The following is a 26,599-nucleotide window of genomic DNA, read 5'->3' as shown; positions in this document are numbered from 1 at the left end:
ACCCCGGTATCCTCGGAGGCGTGCCGGAGCTTCCCGAGGTAGAAACCACCCGCCGCAAAATCGAGCCGTTGCTGCTGGGGCGTACCCTCCTGACTGTCGCCCACGACGCGCCGCACCGCTACCGCGACACGCACCTCGCGCATGGCCGCCGGGTCAGCGGTCTTTCGCGCCGGGGCAAGTACCTGATGCTGCACCTTGCCGCGCAGGAGGCGGCACAAGGGGAGGAACACGACCTCGAACTGATCGTGCATCTGGGCATGACGGGCGGCTTCCGGCTGGAGGAAGGGCCACACACCCGCGTGACCCTCACCACCGACGCGGGAACGCTGTACTTCAACGATCCACGCCGTTTCGGCAAGATGGCGGTGGTGCCGCGCGGGTACTACGTGGGGATGCCCACCCTGGAAGCGATGGGTCCCGAGCCCCTCTCGGACGACTTCGAGGAAGAGGCCTTCGCCCGCCTCGCGGCGCAGGCGGGGGCTGTCAAGCCCTGGTTGCTCTCGCAAAAGCCCGTCAGCGGTGTGGGCAACATCTATGCCGACGAGGCCCTGTGGCGTGCCCGCCTCCACCCCGCCCAGACCCGGCTGACCCGGGACGAGGCCGGGCGGCTCTACCAGGCCGTCCGCGAGGTTCTGGGTGAAGCGGTGGAAGCGGGCGGCAGCACGCTGCGCGACTACGCCCAGCACGACGGCGAACTCGGGGCTTTTCAGGGCCGTCACGCCGTGTATGGCCGGGGCGGCCAGCCCTGCCCCCGCTGCGGCGCCACAATACAAAAAATCGTGCTGGGTCAGCGGGGAACGCATTTCTGCCCGCAGTGTCAGGTGATACGGAGCGCAGTGGAGCGTGCAGAGCGCGGGGAGAGCAGGGTTTAAGGTGGAGGCATGTCCGACTCCACCTCCCCCGATCTCACCGCCCTGCGCCTGAACTACACCCGGGGCGAGTTGCGCCGTGCGGACCTGAATCCTGATCCCCTCGGGCAATTCCAGGGCTGGCTGGAGGAAGCCCTGCGGGACAAGCTGCGCGAGCCCTACGCCCTGAGTCTCGCCACGGTGGGGGCTTCTGGGCGGCCCAGCGTTCGCACGGTGCTGCTGCGGGGCGCGGATGAGCGGGGGCTGACCTTCTACACCAACTACGACTCGCGCAAGGGGCGCGACCTGGCCGCGAACCCGCAGGCCGAGGTGCTGTTTCACTGGGCCGAACACGAGCGGCAGGTGCGCGCCTACGGCCCCGTCACGCGCGTGTCCAAGGAGGAAAGCACCGCCTATTTCCACGCCCGCCCCTACCAGAGTCAGCTCGCAGCGCACGCCAGCGATCCCCAGAGCGCGCCCGTTGAAAACCGCGCCGCGCTGGAACAGAAGTTTGCCGAGTTGTGCGGGCGCTACCCGGAAGGCAGCCCTGTTCCCAAGCCCGGTTTCTGGGGCGGCTACCGGGTGGAGGTGCGGGAGTGGGAGTTTTGGCAGGGTCGCCGCAACCGCATGCACGACCGCTTCCGCTATACCCGGGAGGGGGAAGGCTGGCGCACCGAACGGCTGATGCCCTGAGTCCGGGAGGAGCACAAGAACGCGCCGCCTGACCTGAGGCCGGGCGGCGCGGGAACGGCGGGAGGGTTACTTCAGGCCGTTGGCAATCGCTTTGGCGAGGGTGCCGGTGCTGTCGTCGCCGTCGAGCGACCACGCCATCGCGCCGCCCAAGCCCTTTTGCTTGATGTAGGCCGTCTTGGTAGTGATCACCTGCGGATCGTCGTAACTCCAGAAGTTGGTGCCGTCGTACTTCCACATCTGTCCGGTCACGGAGCTGCGGTACACGGTGCCGGGGGCGTCCTTGAGAACCTTGAAGTCCTCGTAGCCGTTCTCGTAGGTGCCGTGGGCCGCTCCCGTGGCCGACTGGTACAGGCCGTTGTTGGTGCTCGGTACGCCGGTCCAGCCGCGTCCGTAGAAGGGAATGCCGACCACCAGTTTGTTTGCGGGCATTCCGGCGTTCAGGAACGCCTGCACGGTGCTGTCTACCGAGTAGGTCTTGGCGGGGGCCACGCCGGGGCTCTGGGGATCGGGGTACAGGTTGGAGTGGAAGTTGGTGGGGCCGGTGGCGTCCCACGCGCCGCGGAAGTCGTAGGTCATCAGGTTGACCCAGTCCACCGCGTCCTTATACGCCGAGGGGCTCTGGTTGGCGATCTTGTCGGGTCCGCCGGGCGCGGCGATGGTCAGCAGCAACCCCGGCTTGTAGGCGTTGAGCTGACGGCGGAATTCCTGCAGCAGCAGCGTGAAGTTCTGGTTGTCCTGCGCGCTCACACTGTTGGTGGGCAGGCCGCCGCCACCGGGGTATTCCCAGTCGATGTCGATGCCGTCAAAGACCCCCGCTGCCGCTCCGGCGCCGCCCGCCCCGTCAACCACCGGCAGGTTGCCCCTGATGTACAGGTCGATGCACGAGGAAACCAGCGCCTTGCGCCCCGCGTCGGTGCTGGCCGCTTCCGAGAAGTGCTTGCTCCAGGTCCAGCCGCCCAGGCTGATCAGGGCCTTGAGGCCTGGGTACTTCGCCTTGAGCTTCTTGAGTTGGTTGAAATTGCCCTTCAGCGGCTGGCTCCAGGTATCCGCCGCACCATCCACGCTCGTCGCCGCGTCGAAGCTCTTGCCGTAATCCGCGAAGGCGTCGCCGCCGTCGCCGTTGCCCGTCTCGGCGCGCGTGACTTCACCGCACACGTAGTTGCTGCCCTGCAGGTAGAGGTTGCCGAACGCATAGTTGATGTGCGTCAGCGTGGCCGCCGTCCCCGAGGTGTCGATGTTCTTGACCTGATAGTTGCGGCCGTAGATGCCCCACTGGCTGAAGTACGCCACACGCTTGAAGCCGCTGGGCGGGGGAGGCGTGGTGCCAGCGATGTTAACGGTGACGCTGGCGGAGGCGGACCTGGTATTTCCGGCGGCGTCGAAGGCTTTGGCCACGTACGTCTGCGTCCCGTTCTGCGCCGAAGTCACGCTGTCCGCCGCCGTGTAGGGCGAGGTGGTGTCGGTGCTCAGCAGGATTGCGCCCCGGTAGAACTCCACTTTCGTCACCCCCACGTTGTCGCTCGCCGCCGCGCTCAGGTTCACCGTTCCGGCCGCCGTCACGCCCGTCGGGCTGGCCGTGACGCTGACCGTGGGAGCGGTGGTGTCTGCGGGGGGGGTGGTGCCGTCGCAGGGATTGCCGTTGAGGGTGCAGGTGTTTACGCCGCTGAAGGTGCCGGTGCCGTCGTAGGAGACGGTGACCGCGCCTCCAGCGGGGATGGTGTCGCCGCCCCAGGTGTTGGGGGTGATGGCGTAGAGGCCGGTACTGTCTTTGGAGACGGCGCCGCCGGCACCCCAGGGGGTACCGGTGAGGGCGGCGTTGCCGTTGAACCTGAATTTGAGGGTCCAGCCTTTGATGGCCGTGGCGGTGGGGTTACGCAGGGTGATCACGCCGCCAAAGCCGCTGTCCCACGCGCTGCTCGTGCTGAACGTCGCTGTCGGTGTCGTGCTCGCCTGCGCCTGCAAGGTAGAGGAGTCGGCCGACTTCTGGGTCGTGACGTTGGGCGTGGTGCCGTTACAGGCGGCGAGCAGCAGGCCGGCTGAGAGCACCAGGCCGAGGTGAGAAGAACGGGCAGACAGGGAAGCGCGGTTTCGTGGAGACATGCGGCAACCTCGAAAGTCCTCCGGCAGCAGGCAGCCGGTCCAGGGGCGGCAGGTAGGCGGGCGGCCCAGGCCGTCAGGGGCTTCACCACGTCCAGGGTGGGAAGGAGAAATGCGTCAGCAGCAAACTCTCCTTGCGGCAGGTCCGGCTCCTGCCTGGGACGTCCGTTGGGCTTCGCAACTTTTGGTGCTGACTCCATCATAGAAAACTATTTTTATCTAAAAAAATGTATTCTGATATACTTTGCTGGAGAAGTCTCCAAGGGAATCAATTGAACAATTGCTGACCAGGACGCTCTCTCCACCGATATTCATCCAGTTCTCTGGAGGGGTTGTGCCGTTCTCCTCAAGCATCTGTCCGCTGTTGGGCAGGAGTGCTGGGAGGAATGAAAAATAATTTTCAGAAAAATTCCTTTTCTTCTGGGAAGGTGAAGGTCGCTGGGAGCAGGTGCCCCGGTTCCATGCCACTTTTTTCGGCATCATGGAGGCGTGAGCAACCTTTACACTGCCGAGGCCGTCGCCACTGGAGGCCGCGCAGGCCACACCCTTACGTCGGATGGCCGCCTTGACCTCGCCCTTAGCGTTCCTGCCGAAATCGGCGGTGATGGCGGCCCCGGCACCAACCCCGAGCAGCTGTTTGCGGCGGGCTACGCGGCATGCTTCCAGGGGGCGCTCGGCGTGGTGGCGCGGCGGCAGAAGCTGGACCTGGACCAGGGCAGCACCATTACGGCACGGGTGGGCCTGCAAAAAAGCGGGCTCGCGTTCGCGCTGGATGTAGAGCTGGAGGGCCACTTTCCGGGGCTGAGCCGCGAGCAGGCCGAGGAACTGATGCACGCCGCCCACGAGGTCTGCCCCTACAGCGTGGCGACGCGGGGCAATGTGGACGTGCGCCTGCGCGTGGCGGAGTAAAGGCCGGGGGCGGGGAGGTCTCCAGATCGGGGGTAGGGTTTCGCCGTGATGCGGGCCGCACCCCCTGTGCTGCGCCTTCTACACTGTCCGCCGTGAACGTGCTGATCGTCGTCGCCACAGCTGCGGAAGCTGACCGGCTCAGGGACCTGCCCGCGCGGGTGACGGTCAGCGGTGTGGGCCCGGTGGCCGCCGCACTTGCCACTGCCCGCGCCCTGGCCGAACAGTCCCACCGCCTTGTGGTAAGTGCGGGGATCGGCGGCGCGTACCCGGGCAGTGGCTTGCAGCCGGGGGATTTGGCTGTGTCCAGCCGAATCGTGCAGGCGGACCTGGGTGCGCAGGACGGTGAGGCGTTTCTGGACCTGACTGAACTGGGCCTGTCGGTCCTGCCAGATGTGCCGCACGCCGGGGTGTTTGAGGTGTGGGCGGAAGCGGCAGCCCTGGCCAGGCAGCTCGGCGCAGCCTACGGTCCAGCCCTCACGCTCAGCACTGTAACGGGAAGTGCCGAGCGGGCGCAGCGGCTCGCCGCCCGCTACCCCGGCGCACTCACCGAGGGAATGGAGGGCGCTGGGGTGGCCCACGCCGCCATGTTGGCTGGGGTGCCCGCGCTGGAGGTGCGGGGCATCAGCAATCCCGCCGGTCCCCGGGACCGTTCGGCCTGGCGCTTGGGCGAGGCGCTGGCGGCCACGCGGTGGGGGCTGGAGGAACTGCTCGCCAGAAGCTGAGGCGTCAGGGCCGTTTCCCCTAACCCTGCAGGCCTGGTCCCTCCGCCCCTTCCGGGGGAAACTTCACGCTGACGTTGACCACCGTTCCTGCCGGAGTGTTCGGCTCGACGTTGATCCAGTGGCTGGCCAGCAGGGGCGGCGTGGGCTGCGGATCGATGGCGCGGACGAGCACGCGGCCCTGCGCGGGGATAAACACGCACCAGCCCTCGGTGGCGGCCTTGAAGGCGCGCGTGGGCAGAATGCTTTGCAGGGTGAGGTCGTCGTGCCCGGCCCAGTACTCGATCAGCAAGCAGCCGTGTTCGCGGTTCAGGTCTGCCTGGTCTACGTCCAGCTGCACTTCGATAACGTCGGGCTGGCCCTTGATGAGCTGGGTCCAGCCGGGCACCACGTTGCGCCCGCTGGCGGCGCTTCTGAGCTGCTGATTCGCGGGGGGCTGGGTCATTCGGCCGCCACCTCCTCCGCGCCGGTCCGCTCCCGTTGCAGGGTGCCCAGCAGCGCCCGGACCGAGAGGTAGCCCACCGCGAAGAACAGCAGCGGCGTGAGGTTCACGCTCAGCTCCGCGTCCTTTTCAGGCGCGAGGGGATTTTGCCTGCGGTACTTGATCATGGGCCTACCTTACTTTCCGTCTCTGGCCCCCCGCCTTGAGAGACGCTTGGGCCTTGGGCTCCGGGGACAGGTCTGGAATGCGGGACGCCCGTCCCAGGTGCAGGTTATGTTGAGGTCAATGCTGTCTATACCGATGTTTACGGCTCGCCCTCTTCCGAAAAGGAAACGGCCATGACCCCCACTCCCGCGACCATGAAGGCCCTCAGCAAACAGGAAGCCCGCGAAGGGTTATGGATGGTGCAGGCGGCCCTTCCCATACCTGGTCCCAACGATCTGCTGATCCGCATCAAACACTCCTCCATCTGCGGCACCGACGTCCATATCTACAAGTGGGACGAGTGGGCCCAGAAGACCATTCCCGTGCCCATGATCGTCGGGCACGAGTACGTGGGCGTCGTGGCCGGCATGGGCAGCGAGGTGCGTGGGTTTGAAATTGGGGACCGCGTGAGCGGTGAGGGCCACGTGACCTGCGGTCACTGCCGCAACTGCCGCGCGGGCCGCCGCCACCTGTGCCGCAACACCCTGGGGGTGGGCGTCAATCGCCCCGGCTCCTTTGCCGAGTACCTCGTGCTGCCCGCCTTCAACGCCTTCAAGCTGCCTGCTGATATTCCCGACGAAATCGCGTCCATTTTCGATCCTTTTGGCAACGCGGTCCACACGGCGCTGACCTACGACCTGGTGGGCGAGGACGTGTTGGTCACCGGCGCGGGCCCCATCGGCGTGATGGCCGCCGCTGTCGCCCGGCACGTGGGGGCGCGCAACGTCGTCGTGACGGACGTGAACGACTACCGCCTGGACCTGGCCCGCCAGATGGGCGCGACGCGCACCGTGAATGTGGCCCGTGACGACCTCTGGACGGTGGCGGCAGACGAACTCGGCATGACCGAGGGATTCGACGTGGGCCTGGAGATGAGCGGCTCGGGCCTGGCCTTCGCGCAGATGGTGAAGGCCATGAACCACGGCGGCAAGATTGCGCTGCTGGGCATTCCTTCGGGCCAGGTGGACATTGATTGGAACGACGTGATTTTCAAGATGCTGACTGTGAAGGGCATTTACGGCCGCGAGATGTTTGAGACCTGGTACAAGATGACGGCCCTGATCCAGTCGGGCCTGAACCTGACGCCGGTCCTGACCCACCGTTTTCCCATCGACGAGTTTCAGCAAGGTTTCGACGTCATGCTTGGCGGGCAGAGCGGGAAGGTGATTCTGGACTGGTGAGGGCTGGGGAAGGCGCGGACCTGGCGGACGGGCCGCGTCAACTCGGGAGAGGTCTGCGTGTAGGTCCGGGTCAGGACGGCGTACACGGCTGCGTTGTTGCCGTCAAGGGTCGTGGCGTACATCCCGGAGAAGGTGCCGCCGTTGATTTTGTACATCTCCGCGGATATGCCCTCATCCGGCGCAGGCAGCCTGCCCAGCTACGTCAGGTTCTTGGTTCCCACGACGTCGGGCCGGCTGAACTTCGGACTGCGGACCAACACCGACCAGCAGTCGCTCCCAAGCGCGTAGCAGTAGAACAGGGCCAGCATCTGGGCGAGGACGTTCTTCGGCGGCTCCCAGAACTTGTCGATCGTGCCCGCCCCCTCCTTCTCGGCGGTGGGTTTGATCTTGTTGGAGCCATCGACATAGGTCAAGACCAGGCTGGGGATACTGGCAGCGAGCGCTGGACCCTGGAGGAGGGGCAGCAGCGCGAGGCCGAGCAGAAGGCGTTTTTTGACCTTTTTATTCAAATATGGGTGAGCCGGAGCGGAGGGAGTGCCCCCCGCTGACGCCCGCCGGGCCGTAACCCCTTGCGTGCTGTGGATACCCGGACCTGGTCAAGCCTGACGGCAGGTCAGTTCCCCTCCGCCATCTGGCCGATGGGGAGCGGGAAGCCAGGACCGTAAGCTTTCCACCGTGAGCAAGACCGCGCAGGTGTGGTGGCCCGGGTAGCTGGGCGACGTTCCCTGTGCTTTTCGCAAATCCCACAGGCGGCGCCCGGAGTGATCCGGGCGCTTTTTTTGTTCCTCAAGGAGGACACCCATGACCATCGCTGCCCCTCGCCCCCGCATCCTTACCGGAGACCGGCCCACCGCCCCACTGCACATCGGCCACCTCGTCGGCTCACTGCAAAGCCGGGTGTCCTTGCAGCGCGAGTACGAAACGTATGTGTTGCTCGCGGACGTGCAGGCACTTACCGATAACTTCGAGAATCCCGGCAAGATCCGCCAGAACGTGCTGGAGGTGGCGCTCGATTACCTCGCGGTGGGGCTCGATCCACAGGTCAGCACCTTCGTCGTTCAGTCGCGGTTGCCCGAGATCGCGGAACTCACCGTCTTTTTCCTCAATCTCGTGACCGTCTCGCACCTGCGGCAAAACCCCACCGTCAAGGCGGAGATCGCGCAAAAAGGCTTCGGAGAGTCCGTGCCCGCCGGATTCTTCGTCTATCCCGTCTCTCAGGCCGCCGATATCGCCGTATTCGGCGCTGGCCTCGTGCCCGTGGGCGAGGACCAGCTCCCCATGATCGAGGGGACGCGCGAGATTGTGCGGCGCTTCAACCACCTCTATGCCCCCGTGCTGACCGAACCGCAGGCGCTTGTGGGCCGCGCGGCCCGTCTGCCAGGCCTGGACGGCAACGGCAAGATGAGCAAGTCGCTGGGCAACGCAATTTTCCTGTCTGACAGCGCCGACGAGGTGGCCCGGAAGGTGCGGGGCATGTACACCGATCCGAACCACCTGCGTGCTGAGGACCCCGGTAAGGTGGAGGGCAACCCCGTCTTCGCCTACCTGGACGCCTTTGACCCGGACCGGGCGGGGGTGCAGGCCCTGAAAGACCGCTACCGGCGGGGCGGCCTGGGCGACGTGCGGGTCAAGCGGCACCTGCTGGAAGTGCTGGAAGGCACCATCGCGCCCATCCGTGGGCGCCGGGCCGAATTTGCTCGGGACCGGGCCGGCGTGGAGGTCCTGCTCCGCGAGGGCACCGCCCGGGGCCGCGATGTGGCGGCCAGGACGATGGTGGAGGTACGGGAGGCGATGGGACTGGACGATTTCCGGGAACGGGGAAGGAGGCCGCAGGAGGGGGAAAAAGCGTGATTTTGACGTGCGTTCACGGCGTCTTTTGCCACCGTGCATTGCTTCCCCCTTCCTGTCTGACTCCGCCCACGTTTCTTGAGTCTGCTCGTGTTAACCTGGGGGTGGAGGTCGGGTACTCCTACCCGGCGACGACAATCATGGATTACTACGAACTGCTGGGCGTTTCGCGCACCGCGAGCGCCGACGAGATCAAGAGTTCCTACCGCAAACTCGCCCTGAAGTTCCACCCCGACCGCAATAAGGAAGAGGGAGCCGCCGAGCAGTTCGCCCGCATCAACGAGGCGTACGCGGTGCTCTCGGACCCCGAGAAGCGCGCCCACTACGACCGCTTCGGCAGCGCGCCGGGCGCCGGGATGCCGGGCAGCGATCCCTTTGGCGGGATGGGCGGCGCGGGCTTCGATCCCATGGACATCTTTGAGCAACTGTTCGGGGGCATGGGTGGGCGCGGTGGTCGGCGGGGTCCGGCACGCGGCGACGATCTGGAAACCGAGGCCCACGTTACGCTGCTCCAGGCCCGTGCGGGCGAGGAGATCGAGGTGGAGGTCGACCGCCTCACGACCTGCGAGCACTGCCACGGCAACCGCAGTGAGCCGGGGGGCAAGCCGCCCAAGACCTGCACGACCTGTCATGGGGCGGGCGCCGTCCGGGCCCAGGCCCGCACGATCTTCGGCGTGGTGGAAACGCAGCAGCCCTGCCCCACCTGCCGGGGCGAGGGCCAGATGATCGAGGACCCCTGCACCGTCTGTAAGGGCCGGGGCCGGACCCTCAAGGCCGAGACGGTCAAGGTCAAGCTGCCGCGCGGCATCGATGAGGGCTACCGCATCCGCGTGGCGGGTATGGGCAACGAGGGCCCCGGCGGCAACGGTGACCTGTACGTCCACATCGAGATGGAGCGTCACCCTGAGTTGCGCCGGGAGCAGGAACACCTGATTTACACTGCGCCCATCGGCTTTGCCAAGGCGGCGCTCGGTGGGGAGATCGCGGTGCCCACCCTCGACGGCCCGCAGACGGTAGAGGTCAAAGCAGGCACCCAGCACGGCGAACTCCACCGCCTGCGCGGTCAGGGCCTGCCCCGCCTTCAGGGTGCGGGCAGCGGCGACCTGATCGTGGAATACGAGGTCACGGTACCCAAACCCACCCAGCTCTCGCCCGAAGCCAGAGAGGCCCTGCACGCCTATGCCCGCGCCGTGGGCGACGAGGTGAACGAACACCGTGAGGGCTTTTTCGACAAGGTGGGCAAGATCTTCCACCGGGACTGAGATTTGGGTGGGGGAGAGGGGACGCGCCGAGGGAGGCTGCGTCCCCTCTCCCCCACCCCTGTCTGTTGCTCAAGGCCGTGAACTTCCCTCAAAACTGCCGCACCAGTACCACCCACGCCACCAGCGCGGGTCCCAGCAGCCGCTCCGGCGTGAGCGCGTGTTGGGGCAGACCCAGCCACCCGACGTGTTCGAGCAGCCCGGCTGCCAACAGTTGCCCCAGCACGGTGGGGCTCAGCAGGGTGGCGGTGCCCAGGCGTGGGGCCAGCGCCGCCCGCCCCAGCAGGTACACCATGCCGGAGGCTCCGCCGATCCAGGTCCACCAGGGCAGGTGCGCGTCTGCGAGGGCGGAGGCGTGCCCCGGCCTCACCAGCAAAACGAAGGTGCCCAGCAGCGTCAGGGTCACGCTGATCAGGGCCGCCCCGGTGGAGTGCCCGGCCACCTGGGCAAGGCGCGAATTGGCGGTTCGGAGGGGAATGACGGTGCCCACCAGCACCGCCACGAGCATCGGGAGCCAGGGCATGGAGCATGCCAGCGGGTGGGTGAGGCTGCGCGGCTCCGTTTCGTCCCCTGTCCTCCGGGTGCAGACGAGCGGGACGGACGGCTCCATGACAGCGGCGTGACGCGGCATGTATGCTGCTTGACGGTTCCGTAACCGCCCGCACCTGCCCCCGCTCCCTTTCCCGGAGGATTCCACCGTGACCGTTGCCCCCCGTCCCCTGTCCGAGCGACTCGGTCAGAGTCGCCGTCAGCCGCTGCTCGTGTTTGCCGGGCAGAGCAATCGCCCCCTCGCCCAGGCCATCTGCGACAACCTCGGCGTCACGTTGGGCCACTCCAAGACCGAGAAGTTCACGAACGACAACATCATCGTGCACTACGAGCAGTCGCTGCGTGAGGGAGACGTGTTTATCGTCCAGACCTTCTCTACCCCCGTCAGCGACGCGATCATGGAGCTGATGCTGATGATCGACGCCGCCAAGAGCGCGTCGGCGGGCCGGGTCACGGCGGTCATTCCCTACTATTCCTACGCCCGCAGCGATAAGAAGGACAGCCCGCGCATCTCCATCGCCGCACGCCTGGTGGCAGACCTGCTGCAGGAGGCCGGAGCGGACCGCATCCTGACCATGACCCTGCACTCGCCGCAGGTCCACGGCTACTTCAAGGTGCCGGTGGACCACCTCTCGGCGGACGTGGTGCTCAGCCAGCACTTCAAGAAGTCCGTGCCCGACGCCCATGACGGCGTGGTGCTCGCGCCCGACGCGGGCAGCATCAAGCGGGCTTCTCAGATCGCCCGCCGCCTGGACTCGGGCCTCGCCATGATCGACAAGGAGCGCATCTCGGACACCGAGGTCCGTCCCCGCGCCCTGATCGGTGAGGTGGAAGGCAAGACCGTGTTTATCGTGGACGACGAAATCAGCACCGCCGGTAGCCTCGTCGAGACGGTTAACATCGCCCGCAGCATGGGCGCGAAAGACGTGTATGTGGCCGTTACCCACGGCGTCTACACGGGCCCGGCCATCGAGCGCATCGCCGCGCTGGACGTGACCCAGGTGGCGAGCACCAACACCGTGCATGTTCCGGAGTCCAAGATTCAGGGCGCGAATGGCAAACTCGCGGTCTTGGACGTGGCTCCGTTGTTCGCCAATGCGATTGCCAACATCCACACGGGCGCGAGCGTGAGCACCCTGTTCGAGTAATTGCAAACAAAGGGAGAAGGTGGGGAAGTGGCCGCTTCCCCACCTTCTCCCTTTGTTACGAACGCCGATTGAATCGTTTGCGGAGCGATTCAGTCCGGGCAGAGCGAGAAGGAGAGAAACGGGTTCTGGGTGGGGCGGGAAGCAAACCGGCGGTCTTCCGGTGTGTTCACGAAACGGACGGAACCCATACGACTCAGCCCAGGTGGGGATTTGTGGGCCCACGTGTCCGCAACCCCACCAGCAGCGCTCCGGCGGCCAGCACCGTCACCAACAGGCCCGAGTGCCCGACGGCCAGGAACGCGAGCGGCACGAGCGCGGCCACCAGCAGCGGGGGCAGGCAGGCCCGGCCCAGCGCCGTGACCCCGAACGCCAGACCAACGAGAGAACCCAGCGGCACCGCCAGCAGGGGCGGCAGGTACGCGGTCAGCACGCCCCCCAGCACGAAGCCCACGGCCAGCCCCAGCACAGCACCCGCCAGACCCAGCGGCGCGAGGGACAGGCGGCGCAGCCGGGCCCATACCAGGGCCAGCAGCGCGGCGAGCAGCAGGGCGGGCGGCTGCACCCAGCCGGTCTTGGCGAGCATCTCGCGAACGCTGCCCTGCGAGAACACCACAGCCACATTCTGGGCGGTGATCACGTCCTGCAGCTGCCAGCGCAGCGTCTGGTTGCCGCCGAACGCGGAGCGTGCAGCGTCGGTGGGGTAGAGGCTGTAGCGCTCGAACTTGGCGGGCCGGTTGGCGGTCACCGTCAGGTCCAGATTGCGCAGCGGTTCCCGGCGGTCCGACAGGCGGTAGCTCCAGCCGCGCAAGCCCTGGTGCCGGTACGCCACCCCCACCCGCACGGTTTGTCCGCCGGCCACCCGGCCCTCCCACAGGCTGCCATTGGTTAAGTCGCTGGCGCGGTAGCCCTGGCCGTTCACCGTCAGGCGAAAGCCGCTCAGCGTGCCGCTGCCCTCAGGCAGGGGAAACAGGAAGCGGATGGTGGCGTCTTCCTTGAGGGGATTGGTGAAGGTGTAGTCGGCGGCGAAGGTGGCGTTGTAGTACGTGCCGCGCCCACCCGCCGGGTTCACGAAGCGCAGGTCTACGCGGGCGCGGGTGGTGTCCAGGCCCAGCGGCTCCTCGGTCTGGAGGGTCACATCACGGGTATAGATCAGGTTGCGGCCCCGCCGGGTAAAGCCCTCGCGCAGGTCCTGCACGCTGAGGCCGTCCGGGTTGCCGAAGTAGGGCAGCAGGTTTTCCCACCCGCCGCTGACGTTCAGCCGCGCGTACACGTCGGTGGGCAGCACCAGCGAGCGCGAATACGTGCGGGTGGTCAGGACGCTGACGCGGGGTGCGGTCTGCACCGTCTGTCCTCCCGCCGGGTCCGCCGCGTTGGCGTAACGGGTGCTGAGCTGTGCTCCCAGCCGCGCGTCTACCGCCCGCCGGGTCACGTGGGTGGCGAGCACCCCGGCCCCCACCGCCAGCGCCACCAGGACCCAGCGGCCCAGCAGGGGCAGGCGGCTCCCGGCCCAGTTCAGCCCGGCCCGGAAGCGGTCGCGGTCCAGCAGGCCGACGAGCAGCAGGGCCAGCAGCAGTGCGCCCAGCGTGACGGCGAGGGGCAGGGCCAGTGCGGTCAGCCGGGAAAAGGCATCGAGTACGGCAGCGAGGGCAGTCTGAACCATGGAAACCTCCAGGCGTCAAAGCGTGGGAGTGAGATACTCACTTGAGTATGTCGCTCAAGAAGTGCAGTGGCGTCCAACTTTTGGTGCAGGGCCATTAAATGCTTTGTTTTAAAGCAAAAAGGCCAGGAGGGGCCGTGTCCTCCCCGGTCCTTTCTCCTGACGCGCACGTCGGTGCGGTCACGCTGCTCGCCCGCGATCTGCCCCGCCTGCAGGCCTTCTCCCAGATCTGCTCGGCCTGTCCCACACGGCTTTCCTGCTGCCGACGCGCGTGGGCCTGGAGCGCTGCCGGGCGCACGCCGCTGGGCAATGGAGATCTCCTCGTCAGCGCGGCGGTTTGCCTTCATGACTCCGAGGGCAACGGCGTCGAGGTCTACCGGGACCGCCCGCGCGGCGGGTGGACCTGGCAGGGCGGGCAGGTGCAGATGGACACGCAGGCCGTGGAGGTCGAGGCGGTGCTGGCAGAGGCGGGAGGCGTTCCCTTTGGCGCGCCCCTGGGAACCACCGTCGGTCACGTCCACCTCAAGGTGGGGAATGGCGCCGAGGCTGCCCGGTTCTACGCCAAAACCTGGACCGGTGTCGCGGTTTCCCGGCGCGTCGTTCCTGTTGTGGAGCGGCCACCACCTCGGGCTGAGCGGGTGACATACGCGGGGACAGGGGCGGCCCATTTCACCCCCTGCTGGACTGGGCGGTGTGGAGTTCGTGACGCCGGACCTCGCGCCGCTGCGGGTCCATCTGGCTGGGCAGGCGCTGGACGTGCAGGGCGGCGAGGACACCCTCTCGTTCGGCGATCCCTGGGGCAACCGGGTCACGCTGCGGCAGGCCACAGGCCGAAGTCGGGAGGGGGTACGCTGAAGCATGGTTGCGCGCGCCCTCTGGCTGGTCCTGTTTTCCACCCTGACCGTGACCGTTTCGCAGGTGGAAGCCGCTACGCCGCGTCCTGCCGCGCCCGTGCTCGTCTCTGTACCGGGAGACGATGGGGCCACCCTGCTCGGCGTGGTGGAGGGTGGAAAATGGACCGGGGGACCCGCGGCAGCTCGGCGCATCAGGGGCGGCGAGGTCTACCGCCTGCAGGGGCTGGGTGGTCCGGCCCACACGGCACGCGGAGGCCGGGCCGTCTCGTTCGGTGAACCCTGCCCGGAGACCTTCGGCGTGTCCCTGACGCCCGCCACCTCAAAGGCCGCCTTCCTGATTGGCACGTCCGCGACCTGGCCTGCCCGTCCGCGCCCCGTCACGTCCCTGCCGACGAATAGCCCGGTGTATGAGGCCGCCGTGCGCGCCGAACTCCTGCGGCGGGGCCTCCGCGATCCACGGGTGCAGCTCCGGAGCGTGACCCGCGCCGATCTGGACGGTGACGGCACGGACGAGGTGCTCGTCGAGGCGAGCCGCTTTGCAGATCAAGCGGCCCTCTACCCGCCGCCCACCGGCCAGCCGGGCGACTACAGCCTGCTGCTGCTACGCAGTGTGGTAAAGGGCAAGGTGCGGACCACCGTGCTGGGCGCATACGTGGCCCTGAAGGCGTATGACCAGAACCGGGACGAGACGATGCCTCTGGCGCAGCGGTACGCCCTGGGCGGTGTGGCGGACCTGAACGGCGACGGGCGCATGGAGGTGGTGACGTTCTCGGCCTATTACGAGGGCTACGGTGTGGCGGCCCAGGAGTGGACGCCGGGCAGTGGCCTGAAAGTCCGGCTGGACACGGGGTGTGGGGCCTGAATCCCCTGCCCCGCCCCGCTAGACTCCGCGCATGACCGAGCGGGTACGGGTGGGGCATGAAGCGGCGTTGATTGAGGGCAGCCAGACCGAGGTGCAGGTGGGTGGCGTGGGCGTGGTGGTGGTCCGGTATGAGGGGCAGTTCTACGCCCTGCGGAACAACTGCACCCACAAGGACTACCCCCTGCTGGGCGGCGATGTCGGCGCGGGCCGCATCACCTGCGAGAAACATGGCGCGAAGTTTGAGTTGAGCACGGGCAAACCCAAGACCCTCCCTGCCGTCAAGCCGGTGAAGCTCTACCGCACCGAGGTGGACGGCGGCGAGGTGTACGTGTTGCCGCTGTGAGGACCGGATGGCGGATTTGCCCAGAAGAAACCTGTGGGAGGCCCGGGCCATGCGCGTCCTGAACGTTCCTGTTCCCCCTGCGCTGCAGGCCGCCTGGCCGGACTGGCTGGCCTCCGCCCGGCAGCCTTTTTTCCTGACCCTGGACGAGGCGGCGGCGCTGCCGCTGCCCACCGTGCCCCACCGGGACGTGACCCTGCCTCCCGAACTGCGCGATACCTACGCCCTGTGGAACCTGCGGCCGGACGTGGCCCGCGTGGTCTGGCTGACCGAAACCGAGTGGGAGGCGCTGGAGCCCGCCGTCCGCCGCTCTCTGGTGCGGGCGCAGGTGCGTAACCGCCGGGGCGCGGTGGCCCGGGTCCGGGCGTTCGCGGACCTGCTGCCTGCGTTGAGCGGCGCGCACTTCGTCTGGTGGCCGTCCCTCGCCACGCCCGCCGCGCTGGAGCGGGTGCTGTCGGAGCGGCGTCCTGCCTGCCAGCGGGAACAGGTTCCCGCCGAGGTCTGGACCGCCGCAGCTCCCCTGCTGCCCCGGGCGCGCGAACTGGCCGGGACCTTTCCCCACGCCAGCGGTCCCAACTGCTTCGGCACCGTGATGGCGGCGGCGGGCGTGGAGGGCGCCGAGCGGGAGTGGATGCAGCGCGCCCCCTTTGAGGCGTTTCTTGCCCAACGCTCCCGCCCAGTGGATCACGGAAACGCCCCGGGCACCGTCCTCGTGTGGCGGGACGCATCGAAAGACGTGCAGCACGCCGCCGTCACGTTGGGCCCTGACTGGGCGCTGCACAAGCCCTCGCAGTCGTGGATGACGCCCCGGGTGGTGCTGCCCCTGCGTGACCTGATCCTGTCCTCCCGCTCGCGGGGTTTGCGGCTGGAGCGCCGCTGCCTGCAGGGCTGAAGGCTGATCCAGACTCCTTGCTCACCGTCAACGTGCGATGGGGTCCGAAGCAAACGGGTACAGCGCGCGAGTGGGAAAAAGACCGGGCCCGTCTTACTTTCCACCCCGGGTCCGCATCCACAGCCGCCAGCCCTGCCACGCGAACATGGCGGCGCTCAGCAGAGCGAAGGGCAGGTTCGCCTTCTGCACGAAGCGGATGGTCAGGGCTCCCCAGCCGCACGTCAGCAGCACCAGCAGCCAGACGGGGGCGTTCACGGCGTTCTCCTCATGCCGCTCAGCGTAACGTTCCCGGGGCAGCCGTCCGTCCCGACGTCGTGCCCGCACTGCTTCCCAGGGCGCGCAGCGCCGCCGCCGCATTCAGCGTGCCGCGCCCGCAGGTCTTGCGGGCGTCGGGGTCACAGCGCCCCCCCGGAAAGGGCGTGGCCGTGCGGATCAGGATGTCCCGGACCTGCGCGGGGGTCAGGGTCGGCTTGAGGCCAAACAGCAGGCTGGCAACGCCAGAAGCGTGCGGCGCGGCGAAGCTGGTACCGTTGGGGCTGCGCTCGCCGCCAGGGCCGCTAAGGCTGCTTGCCGGAATGCCGTGGCTCGGCTCGCCTCCGGGCGCGGCCAGGGACACGCTCGCGCCCCAGTTGGCGTAGCCGGGGCGCTGACCCCGCTCGTCCACGCTCGTGACCGTCAGGACGTTGCGGCATCCCGCCGGGGTATACCCCCCGGCGTCCGCTCCGTCGTTCGCTGCGCCCGTTACCACCAACGCTCCCCGCGCCGTCACCGCGTCGATGGCCGCCTGAATGCGGGCGTCGCAGCCCGTGAGCGGAATGAAGTCGGCATACAGGCTGAGGTTCAGTACCCGGGCGGGGTTGGGGTTGGCGGGCGCGCCGGGCGCGGGGAGGCCAACCGCCCAGCGCATCGCGTCGGCCAGGTCCTGCGGATCGATCATGCCGTCCGTACCGCCCACCCGCACCTGCACCACCCGCGCCTGCGGGTTGATGCCCACCATCCCGCGGCCATCGTGCGCCGCCCCGATGATGTTGCCGATCACCTCGGCGTGGTAGGCGAACTGACCCCTACCGCTCGCGTCCCGGTCCCGCCCGTCGCCGTCGCCCGAACGGGCGGGGTCCGACACGAAGTCGTAGCCGTTCACCACCCGGCCCGCCAGCTCCGGCGAATTCACGTATCCCGTATCCAGCACGGCCACGGTCACGGCCGCCCCGCGCTCGCTGCCGGGACGGTCCGCCCACGCCCCGGGCAGTTGGATCTCGCGCAGGTTCCACTGCCCGCGAAAGAGGGGATCGCGCGGTTGGTAGGCCGTGGTGGCCGGGGCCGAAAGGGGCGCGAGCGGCGTCAGGGGCGGCGCGACTTGCGGACGGGCCGGCAGGGGAGCGAGCTCGGGGAGCGCAGCCGCCGTGGTGGGCGGCTTGGGTGTGGTGCGCGGGGCGCTGTTCGCCGTTCCCATCAGTAGCGCCAGCGCAAACAGCAGGGCCCGGGAGAGAGGAGACTTCATCCCCGCAGTCTCGCCCGTGGGGCTGACGGAGGGCTGAGTTCAGGCTTGCGAAATGGGCCAGGAGACGACGGGTGTGCGCGGCGGTTTACGCTGAGCTGCATGACCGCATCCCCTCCCACCTCCCGCGTCATGGTCCTTACCGGCGCGTCCAGCGGCATCGGGCGGGCCATCGCACATGAGCTTGCCCGGCAGGGCTACCGCCTCGTTCTCGCGGCGCGGCGGGCGGACGAACTGAACCGGCTCGCCCGCGAACTCGATCCTTCCGGCTCGCGCGTGCTGGCCGTACCCACGGACGTCACCGACGACGCTTCCCGCCGCGCGCTGGTCGAGGCCGCCCGCAAGCACTTCGGGCGGGTGGACGTGCTCGTCAACAACGCGGGCGTCACCGTTGAGCGCGGCTGGTGGTGGGACGATTCTGATCCGCTGCGGGTGCTGCGCGTGAACCTGGAATCGCCCATCGAACTCACGCGGCTGGTGCTGCCCGAAATGCGTGCCAGGGGCTCGGGCCACATCGTCAATATCGGTTCGGTGGCGGGCCGGGTGCCCTTCAATGGGCTGTATTCGGCGAGCAAGTTCGGCCTGCGCGGTTTTTCACAGGCCTTGCGGCGCGAGCTGCTGGGCACGGGCATCCACGTCACGCTCGTCTCACCGGGCTTTGTCCGCAGCGAGATGACGCGCGCCGCCCGTCTGCCCATGCCGGGGCCGGAAGTCGTGGCGCAGGCGGTGGGGAACGTGCTGGAGCGTCCACGCCGCGAAGTCATCGTGCCGCGCGCCTACCATCTGCTCGTGTGGCTCGACGCCGCGTTTCCCGGCTTCGGGGACCGGCTGGTGCAGCCCCTGTTGCGGCGGCGGTACGCGCACGAGCTACGGGGTGCGCGCGGGGAAGCCTGAGGCTTCCCTTCAGACTGCGGGCGACCCTGCTGGGGGCCCCGTACACTGGCCCGTGAAATGAGCGTCCTCAAGACGGCGTTGAAGGCGGTCCAGCCGGCCCTGGAACGGGCACTCTCCGGGCTGGACAGGGCCTTTTCGGGCTACGTCCAGCCCCGGCGCGCACGCGGCAAGCTGATTTTGCAGCCCTACGTGGGCTGGGGTACGCCCGTGTTCGTCGAGCTGACGGGGCGGGTGCTGCTGCCCCGCGCGCTGGCCCCCGCCCGCACGGCGGACCCGCACTGGCACAACTTCCGCAACATCCTGCGCCGCCTGCTCTCGCGCGAGGTGGGCGGCGTGCAGGTGACCGGCACGCTGGGTGAGGCCACGGCCAGCGGCGTAAGCGACGCGGACGGCTATTTCACCCTCGTCTTCGAGCCGGGGGAGGGCGGGCCTTTCTCGGAGGGCTGGCACGAGGCGCGGCTGAGCATCGGGGGCCGTCCGGGCCGCACCCGCGCCGACGTGCAGGTGATCGGGAAAGCCCGCTTCGGCGTGATCAGTGACCTCGACGACACGGTAATCCGCTCGGACGTGACGAGCGTGCCGCGCATGCTGCTCACCAGCCTGACGGGCAATGCGCGTACCCGCCTGCCCTTTCCCGGCGTCAGCGCCCTGTACCGCGCCCTGACCCGCGATCTGCGCGGGGGAGAGGAGACGCGCAACCCGATCTTTTACGTGTCCAGCAGTCCGTGGAACTTCTTCGACCTGCTGTGGCAGTTTCTGGACTACCGACGCATTCCGCCCGGCCCGCTCTTCCTCCGCAACTGGGGCGTGGAGTTGTTGCGCGGTCATGGCGGCCACAAGCACGAGGTCATTGAGCGCCTCTTTTCCCGCTTTCCAGAGCTCAACTTCGTCCTGATCGGGGACAGCGGCGAGCAGGACCCCGAGATCTACGCCGAGGTGGTGCGCCGTCACCCAGGCCGTGTGCTTGGCGTGTACATCCGTGACGTGACGGAAACGGGCCGGGATGAGGGCGTGCGGAAGTTGCGCGAGGAGGTCCGCCAGGCCGGGGTGGACCTCGTGCTCGCTGCCGACACCCTGAACGCCGCGACCCACGCGATGGCCCTGGGCCTGATCCGGCCCGGGGAGCTGCGGAGCGTGGCCGCCAGCGTAACGCGGCGCACGAAGCCCTAGCGCAGTTGTCTGGATGGTGCCAAGGGCACCCCTCACGGCGCGGTTCTCCCCCATGCGCATTTGGCTTCGCTCGCCGGGCCCAGTCAAAAGGAAGTCCGCACGTTGACAACTGCGCCAAGAGCTGGGGAAGGCCGCCCGCGAAGCGATCCGCGGACTTTCACCATTCCAGCGTTTGCCTCGGCGCAGGACCAGGTGCCCTCTGAATGACCGGGGTTCCGAGGGTGAAGGGAACCCCGCATACAGGGGAAGGAGGGGGCAGAAGGGCAGCCCACCCAGTTCATGGTCGCCGTGTGCCCCCAGGATGAACTGGGAGTGCAGGAAAAGCGCGGGGGCCAGCACCGGCGGTCAGGGTTTAAGAAAGCCCTGCTTGTCATGGTTGGCGTCCTCCTCCGGATTGCAACGGTGGGCAACTGTACGGGGGAGACAAGCAGGGAGTTGTGCGAAAGGGGTTCGGGTTGGCCTACGGCAGGAGCGGGACGGGCCGGGGATTTATCCCCGGCCCGTCCCGCTCCTCCTTGCTTTAGCCCTGCGGCCCGTTCCCGCTGCGGCGGCCCCGGCGGCGGCGGCGGCGCTTGGCATCCGCGTCGTTGCCCGCTGCACCGCCGTCCTGAGGAACAGGGTCTTGCCGGGGGGGTTCGCTGCGCTCGGAGCGGCCACCGTCCGGGCGGCCGTTCAGATCACGCACGGCTCCCCGGTCGCTCCCGCCGCGCGAGTAGCGCTGACCTGGGCTGCGTCCTCCGCCGCTGCGGTCAAAGCCCCGGTCAAACGAGCGTGGCGGACGTCCGCCCTCGCCCTGGCCGTCATCGGGCGGCATGTTCTCCACGGTCCAGTCCCCGAAGTACATGCGCTGCACGGTGATGTTCACCGGGCGCAGGTGCTCATTGCGGGGACGCTCCAGCGTAATCACGCGACGGGGCCGCTGCCCACCGTTCTGAGGGCGTACAGGGCCGCGTCCGCCCTGGAACCCGCTGTCCCGGCTTCCGCCATCGCGTCCGCCACCGTCACGTCCCTGCTGGGTACGCACGCCGCGTCCCTGGCCCTGGCCGCTCTGCCCCCGCGGCGTGGTGCTCTGGACGGCAGGTTGCGGCTCGTCCAGCGTGAACTTGCGGGGTGCGGTGGGCGTGATGGTGCTCAGGCGCTCGCGTTTCTCGGCCTCGCGGTCCTCACGCCGCCGGGCCCGGGGCCGGGTGGGTGCGTCGTCCATATCGGTGTCCTCCTGGGTAAAGTCGATCAGGCGCGCCAGGGGATTGACCTGACTGATGGTGACGGTCAGGGTGTCGCCCAGCCGGAAGGTCCGCCCACCCGAGCGGCCCCGCAGCATCTGCGCGTCTTCGAGGTAGATGTAGTAGTCGTCGTCGAGGTTTGAGATGTGCAGCTTGCCCTCCACCCCGTTGTCGAGCATCACAAACAGCCCGCTGGACACCACGCCCGACACGTTGCCGGTAAAGGTCTCGCCCAGGTGTTCCTGCGCCCACTTGGCCTGGTAGTACTTCGTCAGGTCCCGCTCGGCCTCGGCAGCCGCGCGCTCGCGGTCCGAGGTATGGTCGCCCATCCCCGGCAGCTTGCCGCGCAGCTCGTTGACCGCGCGGCCCCCGGAACGCAGCTCGCCCGACAGCATCCCGCGCAGCACCCGGTGGACCAGCAGGTCCGGGTAGCGGCGGATGGGCGAGGTGAAGTGCAGGTACTCGTCGAACGCGAGGCCGAAGTGCCCCAGGTTCTCGCCCGCGTACTTGGCCTGCTGCATGGAGCGCAGCAGCAGCGTGTTGACCACGCCCTCACGCGGAGTGCCGCGCACCTGCTTGAGGACCGCCTGGTACGCCTGCGGCGTCGGCTCGTTGCCCGGGAAGGACAGGCCCAGCCGCCCGATGGCTCCCGTGACCTCCTGAAAACGCTGGAGGGTGGGTTCCTCGTGGATGCGGAACAGGGCGGGGATATCGCGCTGCAAGAGCTCGTGCGCCACCACCTTGTTCGCCAGCAGCATCAGGTCCTCGATCATGCCGCGCGCCGTTTCCTCACGGATGGGGATCAGTTCCATGCGCCCGTCGGGGCCCACGTCCACCTTCACCTCGCGCAGCTTGAAGTCGAGCGAGCCCTCACGCAGCCGCTTTTGCCGCAATTTGGTCGTGATCTTGAGCAGCAGGTGCAGGTCCCCTTCGAGGTGCCGAGCATGGTCGGGCAGCGTCGCCGTGGCCTCGGAGTACGCCTGCACCTCGTCGTAGGTCAGCCGCGCCTTGGAGCGGATCACGCTGGGCGCGAGCTGCACGTTCAGGATCTCGCCCTCGGCAGAGAGCTCCACCATCGCCGTCATGGTCAGGCGGTCCTCGTTCGGCACGAGGCTGCACACGCCGTTGGAGAGGTGCTCGGGCAGCATGGGCAGCACGCGGCCCGGCAGGTAGACGCTGGTGGCGCGGGCATACGCCTCGTCGTCCAGCGGCGTGCCCTCGCGCACGTAGTGGCTCACGTCTGCGATATGAACGCCCACCACAAAGGTGCCCTCGGGCGTGGGCTGGATGTGGATGGCGTCGTCGAAGTCCTTCGCGTCGCGTCCATCCACCGTGAAGATGTTGAAGTCGCGCAGGTCCAGCCGTCCGACGAGGGCTTCGTCGGGAATCTGGGCGGGAATGGCGTTTGCCTGGTCCAGCACATCCACGGGAAACTCGCCGCGCAGACCGTACTTGACGATCACGGCTTCGGTCTCCGTCTCGGGATCGTCCTGCTCGCCCAGCACGCGCCGGACCTGGCCGAACACCTCGTCCTCGCCCGTCTGCTCGGGCCAGAACAGCTCGGCCACCACGCGCGCACCGCTTGGCAGCCCTTCCAGGCCGTCAGGCAACAGCAGGATGCGGTGCCGGGCACGCGGGTCGTCGGCGCGCAGGATGGGATGCCCCTTGCTGAGTTCCAGGGAACCTACAAGTTGCTTGTACGCCCGCTGCACGATGCGGGCCACACTGGCGCGCGGGCTGCCGTCGCCACGTTGACCCCGACGCGGGCCGTTGTTGCGCCCATCGCGTCCGCCATCGCCCCGGCCTTCCATCCGCACCAGCACCGTGTCGCCGTTCCAGGCTTCCATCGTGTGCTCGGGCGCGACGTAGAAGTCCTCGCCGCCGCTGTCGGGCACCACGAAGCCGAAGCCCGCCGCCGACGCCTGGAAGCGTCCGCGCACCAGGCTCATCGCTTCGGGCAGGCCGTAGGTACGCCGCCGGGTGCGAATGACCTCACCCGTACGGGTCAGTTCGTCCAACAACGACTCCAGATCGCGCCAGTTGCCCAGGCGGTCGAGCATCTGCCGGGTAAAGGTGCGTTCCAGATCCCGCACATGGATGGGGCGGCCCAGCTTGCGAAGCTGCGCGGTCACGAGCTGCCGGGCCGCCTCCTCGCCTTCCGCTTCGCCGCTCGCGGGCCCGGTGGAGGAGTCCTCGTCGCCCGTTGCCGTGGCCTGTGGCTCGCGCCTCGGCTTGCGGTTGCGGCGGCCGCCCGCATCGGGGGTCACCGCCGCCGTTTCCGTCTCGCCCAGGGGCAGGTCCACAGCGGGGTCCGGCGTGTCCCCGCGCATGGTGGCGGTGACGGTCGGGGCCGCGCCGACCTGCGCAGCAGGTTCAGGGCTGGCATCGGACGGAACGGACGCTTCCACGGCTTCCACGCCGCCCAACATGGCGCCGAGAGGGACTTGGGCCTCCGGGTCACCATTGGATTCTGGAGCGGTTTCCTGAACGGCTTGCACCGCCGACTTGGGCTTGCGGCCCCGGCGCTTGGGCACTTCGAGCAGCACGGATTCCGCCGCTCGCGTCTCGGTGGGCAGCACCCCGGGTTCGGGCACCGCTTCCGTGGAAGCGGCGGCGCGGGGCTTGCGGCCCCGGCGAGGTTTTTCGGGGGCAGCCGCCGCGTCAGGTTCCACCGCCGTCTGCAGCGGAGCGGGCGCGGGACCTTCAGCTTCCTGCGGCGCTTCTTCCCGCACGGCTTCCGTCATGGCAACGGGAACTTCCGCTCTCGGCTTGCGTCCACGGCGGGCGCGGGGAGGTTCGGCAGGGGCGGCCTCGGCGGGGACGTCTGTCGGGGCGACGGGTACGGCGGCCTCCTGCACTTCGGCCGCGGACGGGACTTGCTCCGCCTTCGGCTTGCGCCCACGGCGGGGCTTGGCTTCGGGCGCGGCAGGTTGGGGTTCCGGCGTGGCCTCTGCCACCTGTGGGGCCGGGATTTGGGTCTTCTGGGTTTTGCGGGGGCGTCCCCGCGTAGGGGCCGGGCTGGCCGGGGTGTCTATCGGCTCCGCAACCGGCGTGGGGGCCGCTGTTTCGGCCTTACGTCCACGCCGCACTGCGGTTTTTTTCGCTTCTGCTGAGGGCGTGTTCACCGGCTGTTGCTGCTGTTCCTCAGCGGCCACACGCTCTTTTTTCGCTCTGGGCATTCCTCACCTGTCAGGACGGCCCGTGGGATGTTCTCGTATAGGACGCGGCGGGCCACACACCTCGCCTACAGGCGCATGTTCGTGACCGCGCGTCTCACCCACGGGGAGGGGGGTTTCGCTTGTCTCGGGCCGCGCCCGGCCCGCTGTCACTCTGGCGCGGTGTGGGGGCGCTGTCCTGGACCCGGCAGCGAGGTCAGTCTATCACACCGCCCTCCGCCGCGCCGAAGTGCGCCCCGCGTAGGCGAAGAAACGGCCAATGCTTTTTCGCTGAAGTTGTGCCGGTTTTCTCGGGAAAGGATTCAAGACAGTTGGGGGTGGTGAACGCCTGCCTCTACGGCTCTTCCACACCATGGCCCGACGTGCGGTGCGGCGCACGGGAACTGGGGCATAGAGACTGGCGACTGGGGGCTGGCGACTGGGAGAATCGTCCTTTCCGTTTCCGATGGTCCCCGAAGAGGTTTTCAGTTCCTCGCTCTTGAACGCTGTTGGTACGTCACCGAGGAGGGTGTTGGAGGCAAAGCAGCGTTTTCCTCGTTTCAGTCGGGGGCAGCCTCCGTCCGCCATTTCCCTCTACTGCCTCTTCTACGGGTCGCCAACCCTCTGCAACCGGCCGAGTCCTGCGTCCTCCGAAGGAGGGAGAAAACGAGAAAACGACCGCGTTCCGGCGGCCTGTTTTCCACCGCACCTCAAGCGTCGAGGGGGAGTGAACGAAAAGAAGTGTTCCCAGCGGCCATTAAAAGCCTTGCGGCCGCTCCTCTTCCTCGAACAATCTGCCCAGGTCCACCGTTCCCGTCAGGGGCGCGTGGTCACTCAGCCGCGCTTCCCGGTCCACCCACAGCTCCCGCATGGAGACGCCCGCCGCGAGCAGGTAATCCAGCCGCCAGCCCACATCGCCCTGGTAGGCGTTGCCCCGGTTGCTCCACCAGGTGTACTCGGACCGCTCGCCTAACCAGGCGCGGTGGGTGTCGGTGAGGCCCGCCTCCAAGTGTGCGGTCATCCACGCCCGCTCGTGCGGCAGAAAACCGCTGTTTCTCTGGTTGGCCCGCCAGTTTTTCAGATCCACCTCCTGGTGGGCGATGTTGTAGTCTCCGCCGATCACCAGGGGCATTCCACCGGCCAACGTGCCCGTCACCCACGCCTGGTAGTCGCCCAGCACGCGGTTCTTGAAATCCTGCCGCCCAGCGGCGTTGCTGCCACTGGGCAGGTACACGCTGGCGAAGCGCACACCGTCCACCACGGCGCTGAGAATGCGCCCCTCGTCGTCCATCTCGGCGTGGTCCATACCCACCCGCACGTCCTCCAGGGGATGCAGGCTCAGCACCGCCACACCGCTGTATCCGGGTTTCTTCGCCGGGAACCACGCGCCCGCGTAGCCCAGTCCGGCCAGGGCCTCAGGCATCGGACCGGCGCGAATTTCCTGAAGCAGCAGCACGTCGGGCCGGTGCCGCTCCAGCCAGTTCTCCAGTCCCTTTCGCAGCGCACTGCGGAGCCCATTGAGGTTCAGCGTCGTGACCCTGAGGGTGCGGGTGGGGGAGGTGAGGTCAGGCACAGGCGGGAGCATAACGCGCCGCTGCCCTCTCCTAAAGGCGAGCTTTAAGAAAGGCTCAGGTCCCGTCAGTGATGCGCGGCTGCCCGTTCCGTTACGCTGCTCTCATCATGGCCGACATCGCTTTCCGCAACGAAAAAGACGGCACCGAGTACCAGATGACGCACCCCAAGGCTGCGCGCGTGCTGGACGACGTGCAGACCTGGGCCACCCGCAACGGCTTTGAGCGGGTGGTGTTCTGGCGTGACCCCGAAGACGAACACAAGCTCTGGGTCCAGCTCGGCCCCGACCGCCTGAACTACTGGATTCACGACAACACCTTTACTGAGGGCAAGCACGAGACGGTGGAGATGCAGCTCGACTACGCGCGCGGAGCCCAGCGCCGGAGTGCGGCGGGGTACGACAAGTTCGACAAATAAGCGGCCGCCTTCGGCCGCCACTCCTCCCGTAGCGAGCGGCGAGGGCGTGCGCGCCGCGTTGGCCCGGGTGAATGGGGAAGCGGCGGTCCAGGCCAGACGGTCAGTCTTCGTGCAACCCTGTTGCTGCTCGGCCAGGTGGGCTGCGGCGCGCAGCAGGACCACGTTGAG

26 protein-coding genes are annotated in these 26,599 nt (G+C 68.0%); 15 read left to right on the top strand and 11 right to left on the bottom strand.

Annotation, left to right across the window (positions count from 1 at the left end; genetic code table 11):
• Window positions 1-20: 20 nt before the first annotated feature.
• Together B9A95_RS25935 and pdxH are read left to right on the top strand one after the other, a co-directional pair.
• Entirely contained in the window at window positions 21-872 is an 852-nt protein-coding gene (locus B9A95_RS25935; protein ID WP_084049890.1) for a DNA-formamidopyrimidine glycosylase, read from the top strand.
• A gap of 9 nt (window positions 873-881) precedes the next feature.
• Complete coding sequence (gene pdxH / locus B9A95_RS25930; protein ID WP_084049889.1) at window positions 882-1,541, top strand: pyridoxamine 5'-phosphate oxidase; 660 nt, start codon at window positions 882-884, stop codon at window positions 1,539-1,541.
• 66 nt (window positions 1,542-1,607) lie between these two features.
• Here pdxH and B9A95_RS25925 read toward each other — a convergent pair whose 3' ends face one another.
• Window positions 1,608-3,641: a glycosyl hydrolase family 18 protein gene (locus B9A95_RS25925; protein WP_084049888.1), complete on the bottom strand. Its 2,034-nt coding sequence runs from the start codon at window positions 3,639-3,641 to the stop codon at window positions 1,608-1,610.
• A 486-nt stretch (window positions 3,642-4,127) separates the two neighbouring features.
• Between B9A95_RS25925 and B9A95_RS25920 the strand changes: the two genes are divergently transcribed.
• The gene (locus B9A95_RS25920; RefSeq protein WP_084049887.1) at window positions 4,128-4,547 is read left to right on the top strand and encodes an organic hydroperoxide resistance protein; all 420 of its coding nucleotides are present in this window, start codon (window positions 4,128-4,130) and stop codon (window positions 4,545-4,547) included.
• 92 nt (window positions 4,548-4,639) lie between these two features.
• On the top strand, window positions 4,640-5,269 hold the full coding sequence (mqnB, locus tag B9A95_RS25915; RefSeq protein WP_084049886.1) for a futalosine hydrolase: 630 nt from the start codon (window positions 4,640-4,642) through the stop codon (window positions 5,267-5,269).
• 19 nt (window positions 5,270-5,288) lie between these two features.
• On the opposite strand, the gene B9A95_RS25910 is transcribed toward mqnB, so the two are convergent.
• Window positions 5,289-5,711, bottom strand: a complete 423-nt coding sequence (locus B9A95_RS25910) for a uracil-DNA glycosylase (protein WP_084049885.1) — start codon at window positions 5,709-5,711, stop codon at window positions 5,289-5,291.
• Complete coding sequence (locus tag B9A95_RS34190) at window positions 5,708-5,875, bottom strand: hypothetical protein (protein ID WP_170928776.1); 168 nt, start codon at window positions 5,873-5,875, stop codon at window positions 5,708-5,710. The genes B9A95_RS25910 and B9A95_RS34190 overlap by 4 nt, the downstream gene beginning before the upstream one ends.
• Window positions 5,876-6,067: 192 nt before the next feature.
• Here B9A95_RS34190 and tdh point away from each other — a divergent pair, with 192 nt between their 5' ends.
• On the top strand, window positions 6,068-7,093 hold the full coding sequence (tdh, locus tag B9A95_RS25905) for an L-threonine 3-dehydrogenase (RefSeq protein WP_084050987.1): 1,026 nt from the start codon (window positions 6,068-6,070) through the stop codon (window positions 7,091-7,093).
• Between the two features lie 197 nt (window positions 7,094-7,290).
• Here tdh and B9A95_RS25900 read toward each other — a convergent pair whose 3' ends face one another.
• On the bottom strand, window positions 7,291-7,602 hold the full coding sequence (locus B9A95_RS25900) for a hypothetical protein (protein ID WP_084049884.1): 312 nt from the start codon (window positions 7,600-7,602) through the stop codon (window positions 7,291-7,293).
• Between the two features lie 292 nt (window positions 7,603-7,894).
• Between B9A95_RS25900 and trpS the strand changes: the two genes are divergently transcribed.
• Both trpS and dnaJ read left to right on the top strand, forming a co-directional pair.
• Window positions 7,895-8,944 (top strand): tryptophan--tRNA ligase, encoded by a 1,050-nt coding sequence (gene trpS / locus B9A95_RS25895; protein ID WP_084049883.1) that lies wholly within the window; start codon window positions 7,895-7,897, stop codon window positions 8,942-8,944.
• A 137-nt stretch (window positions 8,945-9,081) separates the two neighbouring features.
• Entirely contained in the window at window positions 9,082-10,203 is a 1,122-nt protein-coding gene (gene dnaJ / locus B9A95_RS25890; RefSeq protein WP_084049882.1) for a molecular chaperone DnaJ, read from the top strand.
• Between the two features lie 88 nt (window positions 10,204-10,291).
• On the opposite strand, the gene B9A95_RS25885 is transcribed toward dnaJ, so the two are convergent.
• On the bottom strand, window positions 10,292-10,723 hold the full coding sequence (locus B9A95_RS25885) for a DMT family transporter (RefSeq protein ID WP_084049881.1): 432 nt from the start codon (window positions 10,721-10,723) through the stop codon (window positions 10,292-10,294).
• A gap of 175 nt (window positions 10,724-10,898) precedes the next feature.
• Between B9A95_RS25885 and B9A95_RS25880 the strand changes: the two genes are divergently transcribed.
• Window positions 10,899-11,897, top strand: coding sequence for a ribose-phosphate diphosphokinase (locus tag B9A95_RS25880; protein WP_084049880.1), 999 nt, complete (start codon window positions 10,899-10,901; stop codon window positions 11,895-11,897).
• 193 nt (window positions 11,898-12,090) lie between these two features.
• Here B9A95_RS25880 and B9A95_RS25875 read toward each other — a convergent pair whose 3' ends face one another.
• Together B9A95_RS25875 and B9A95_RS35780 are read right to left on the bottom strand one after the other, a co-directional pair.
• The gene (locus B9A95_RS25875; RefSeq protein WP_084049879.1) at window positions 12,091-13,557 is read right to left on the bottom strand and encodes a hypothetical protein; all 1,467 of its coding nucleotides are present in this window, start codon (window positions 13,555-13,557) and stop codon (window positions 12,091-12,093) included.
• Window positions 13,509-14,222: a hypothetical protein gene (locus B9A95_RS35780; protein WP_245808492.1), complete on the bottom strand. Its 714-nt coding sequence runs from the start codon at window positions 14,220-14,222 to the stop codon at window positions 13,509-13,511. The genes B9A95_RS25875 and B9A95_RS35780 overlap by 49 nt, the downstream gene beginning before the upstream one ends.
• Before the next feature lie 25 nt (window positions 14,223-14,247).
• Here B9A95_RS35780 and B9A95_RS35775 point away from each other — a divergent pair, with 25 nt between their 5' ends.
• From B9A95_RS35775 to B9A95_RS25855, 4 genes are read left to right on the top strand one after another with little or no spacing between them, the layout of a single operon-like run.
• Window positions 14,248-14,409, top strand: coding sequence for a hypothetical protein (locus B9A95_RS35775; RefSeq protein WP_245808491.1), 162 nt, complete (start codon window positions 14,248-14,250; stop codon window positions 14,407-14,409).
• A 3-nt stretch (window positions 14,410-14,412) separates the two neighbouring features.
• Window positions 14,413-15,270, top strand: a complete 858-nt coding sequence (locus tag B9A95_RS25865) for a hypothetical protein (RefSeq protein WP_084049878.1) — start codon at window positions 14,413-14,415, stop codon at window positions 15,268-15,270.
• 31 nt (window positions 15,271-15,301) lie between these two features.
• Window positions 15,302-15,613 (top strand): Rieske 2Fe-2S domain-containing protein, encoded by a 312-nt coding sequence (locus B9A95_RS25860; RefSeq protein ID WP_084049877.1) that lies wholly within the window; start codon window positions 15,302-15,304, stop codon window positions 15,611-15,613.
• Window positions 15,614-15,662: 49 nt separating this feature from the next.
• Window positions 15,663-16,502, top strand: coding sequence for a hypothetical protein (locus B9A95_RS25855; protein WP_084050986.1), 840 nt, complete (start codon window positions 15,663-15,665; stop codon window positions 16,500-16,502).
• 93 nt (window positions 16,503-16,595) lie between these two features.
• Here the strand turns inward: B9A95_RS25855 and B9A95_RS34185 are convergent, their stop codons facing one another.
• Together B9A95_RS34185 and B9A95_RS25850 are read right to left on the bottom strand one after the other, a co-directional pair.
• Window positions 16,596-16,757, bottom strand: a complete 162-nt coding sequence (locus B9A95_RS34185; RefSeq protein ID WP_170928775.1) for a hypothetical protein — start codon at window positions 16,755-16,757, stop codon at window positions 16,596-16,598.
• A gap of 19 nt (window positions 16,758-16,776) precedes the next feature.
• Entirely contained in the window at window positions 16,777-18,003 is a 1,227-nt protein-coding gene (locus B9A95_RS25850; protein WP_084049876.1) for a S8 family serine peptidase, read from the bottom strand.
• A 99-nt stretch (window positions 18,004-18,102) separates the two neighbouring features.
• On the opposite strand from B9A95_RS25850, the gene B9A95_RS25845 reads away from it, so the two are divergent.
• Both B9A95_RS25845 and B9A95_RS25840 read left to right on the top strand, forming a co-directional pair.
• The gene (locus tag B9A95_RS25845; RefSeq protein WP_084049875.1) at window positions 18,103-18,894 is read left to right on the top strand and encodes an SDR family NAD(P)-dependent oxidoreductase; all 792 of its coding nucleotides are present in this window, start codon (window positions 18,103-18,105) and stop codon (window positions 18,892-18,894) included.
• Window positions 18,895-18,951: 57 nt separating this feature from the next.
• Entirely contained in the window at window positions 18,952-20,064 is a 1,113-nt protein-coding gene (locus tag B9A95_RS25840) for an App1 family protein phosphatidate phosphatase (RefSeq protein ID WP_084049874.1), read from the top strand.
• Between the two features lie 520 nt (window positions 20,065-20,584).
• Here the strand turns inward: B9A95_RS25840 and rnr are convergent.
• Window positions 20,585-24,466: a ribonuclease R gene (gene rnr, locus B9A95_RS25835; RefSeq protein WP_245808490.1), complete on the bottom strand. Its 3,882-nt coding sequence runs from the start codon at window positions 24,464-24,466 to the stop codon at window positions 20,585-20,587.
• A 733-nt stretch (window positions 24,467-25,199) separates the two neighbouring features.
• Window positions 25,200-26,027, bottom strand: coding sequence for an exodeoxyribonuclease III (locus B9A95_RS25830; protein ID WP_084049873.1), 828 nt, complete (start codon window positions 26,025-26,027; stop codon window positions 25,200-25,202).
• A gap of 95 nt (window positions 26,028-26,122) precedes the next feature.
• Here B9A95_RS25830 and B9A95_RS25825 point away from each other — a divergent pair, with 95 nt between their 5' ends.
• Window positions 26,123-26,431: a hypothetical protein gene (locus B9A95_RS25825; RefSeq protein ID WP_084050984.1), complete on the top strand. Its 309-nt coding sequence runs from the start codon at window positions 26,123-26,125 to the stop codon at window positions 26,429-26,431.
• Window positions 26,432-26,599: the final 168 nt, after the last annotated feature.

Origin of the sequence: Deinococcus hopiensis KR-140 (genome assembly GCF_900176165.1) — a bacterium.
Taxonomy (GTDB): domain Bacteria; phylum Deinococcota; class Deinococci; order Deinococcales; family Deinococcaceae; genus Deinococcus; species Deinococcus hopiensis.
This window is presented reverse-complemented; position numbering and strand designations above follow the sequence as displayed.

What these genes read in the sequence shown, in the direction of transcription:
- pdxH (WP_084049889.1), top strand. Translation starts at nt 882, where the DNA reads ATGTCCGACTCCACCTCCCCCGATCTCACCGCCCTGCGCCTGAACTAC.
- B9A95_RS25925 (WP_084049888.1), bottom strand. Translation starts at nt 3,641, where the DNA reads ATGTCTCCACGAAACCGCGCTTCCCTGTCTGCCCGTTCTTCTCACCTC.
- B9A95_RS25910 (WP_084049885.1), bottom strand. Translation starts at nt 5,711, where the DNA reads ATGACCCAGCCCCCCGCGAATCAGCAGCTCAGAAGCGCCGCCAGCGGG.
- B9A95_RS34190 (WP_170928776.1), bottom strand. Translation starts at nt 5,875, where the DNA reads ATGATCAAGTACCGCAGGCAAAATCCCCTCGCGCCTGAAAAGGACGCG.
- tdh (WP_084050987.1), top strand. Translation starts at nt 6,068, where the DNA reads ATGAAGGCCCTCAGCAAACAGGAAGCCCGCGAAGGGTTATGGATGGTG.
- trpS (WP_084049883.1), top strand. Translation starts at nt 7,895, where the DNA reads ATGACCATCGCTGCCCCTCGCCCCCGCATCCTTACCGGAGACCGGCCC.
- dnaJ (WP_084049882.1), top strand. Translation starts at nt 9,082, where the DNA reads ATGGATTACTACGAACTGCTGGGCGTTTCGCGCACCGCGAGCGCCGAC.
- B9A95_RS25885 (WP_084049881.1), bottom strand. Translation starts at nt 10,723, where the DNA reads ATGCCCTGGCTCCCGATGCTCGTGGCGGTGCTGGTGGGCACCGTCATT.
- B9A95_RS25875 (WP_084049879.1), bottom strand. Translation starts at nt 13,557, where the DNA reads ATGGTTCAGACTGCCCTCGCTGCCGTACTCGATGCCTTTTCCCGGCTG.
- B9A95_RS35780 (WP_245808492.1), bottom strand. Translation starts at nt 14,222, where the DNA reads ATGGGCCGCCCCTGTCCCCGCGTATGTCACCCGCTCAGCCCGAGGTGG.
- B9A95_RS25865 (WP_084049878.1), top strand. Translation starts at nt 14,413, where the DNA reads ATGGTTGCGCGCGCCCTCTGGCTGGTCCTGTTTTCCACCCTGACCGTG.
- B9A95_RS25860 (WP_084049877.1), top strand. Translation starts at nt 15,302, where the DNA reads ATGACCGAGCGGGTACGGGTGGGGCATGAAGCGGCGTTGATTGAGGGC.
- B9A95_RS25855 (WP_084050986.1), top strand. Translation starts at nt 15,663, where the DNA reads ATGCGCGTCCTGAACGTTCCTGTTCCCCCTGCGCTGCAGGCCGCCTGG.
- B9A95_RS25850 (WP_084049876.1), bottom strand. Translation starts at nt 18,003, where the DNA reads ATGAAGTCTCCTCTCTCCCGGGCCCTGCTGTTTGCGCTGGCGCTACTG.
- B9A95_RS25845 (WP_084049875.1), top strand. Translation starts at nt 18,103, where the DNA reads ATGACCGCATCCCCTCCCACCTCCCGCGTCATGGTCCTTACCGGCGCG.
- B9A95_RS25840 (WP_084049874.1), top strand. Translation starts at nt 18,952, where the DNA reads ATGAGCGTCCTCAAGACGGCGTTGAAGGCGGTCCAGCCGGCCCTGGAA.
- rnr (WP_245808490.1), bottom strand. Translation starts at nt 24,466, where the DNA reads ATGCCCAGAGCGAAAAAAGAGCGTGTGGCCGCTGAGGAACAGCAGCAA.
- B9A95_RS25830 (WP_084049873.1), bottom strand. Translation starts at nt 26,027, where the DNA reads ATGCTCCCGCCTGTGCCTGACCTCACCTCCCCCACCCGCACCCTCAGG.
- B9A95_RS25825 (WP_084050984.1), top strand. Translation starts at nt 26,123, where the DNA reads ATGGCCGACATCGCTTTCCGCAACGAAAAAGACGGCACCGAGTACCAG.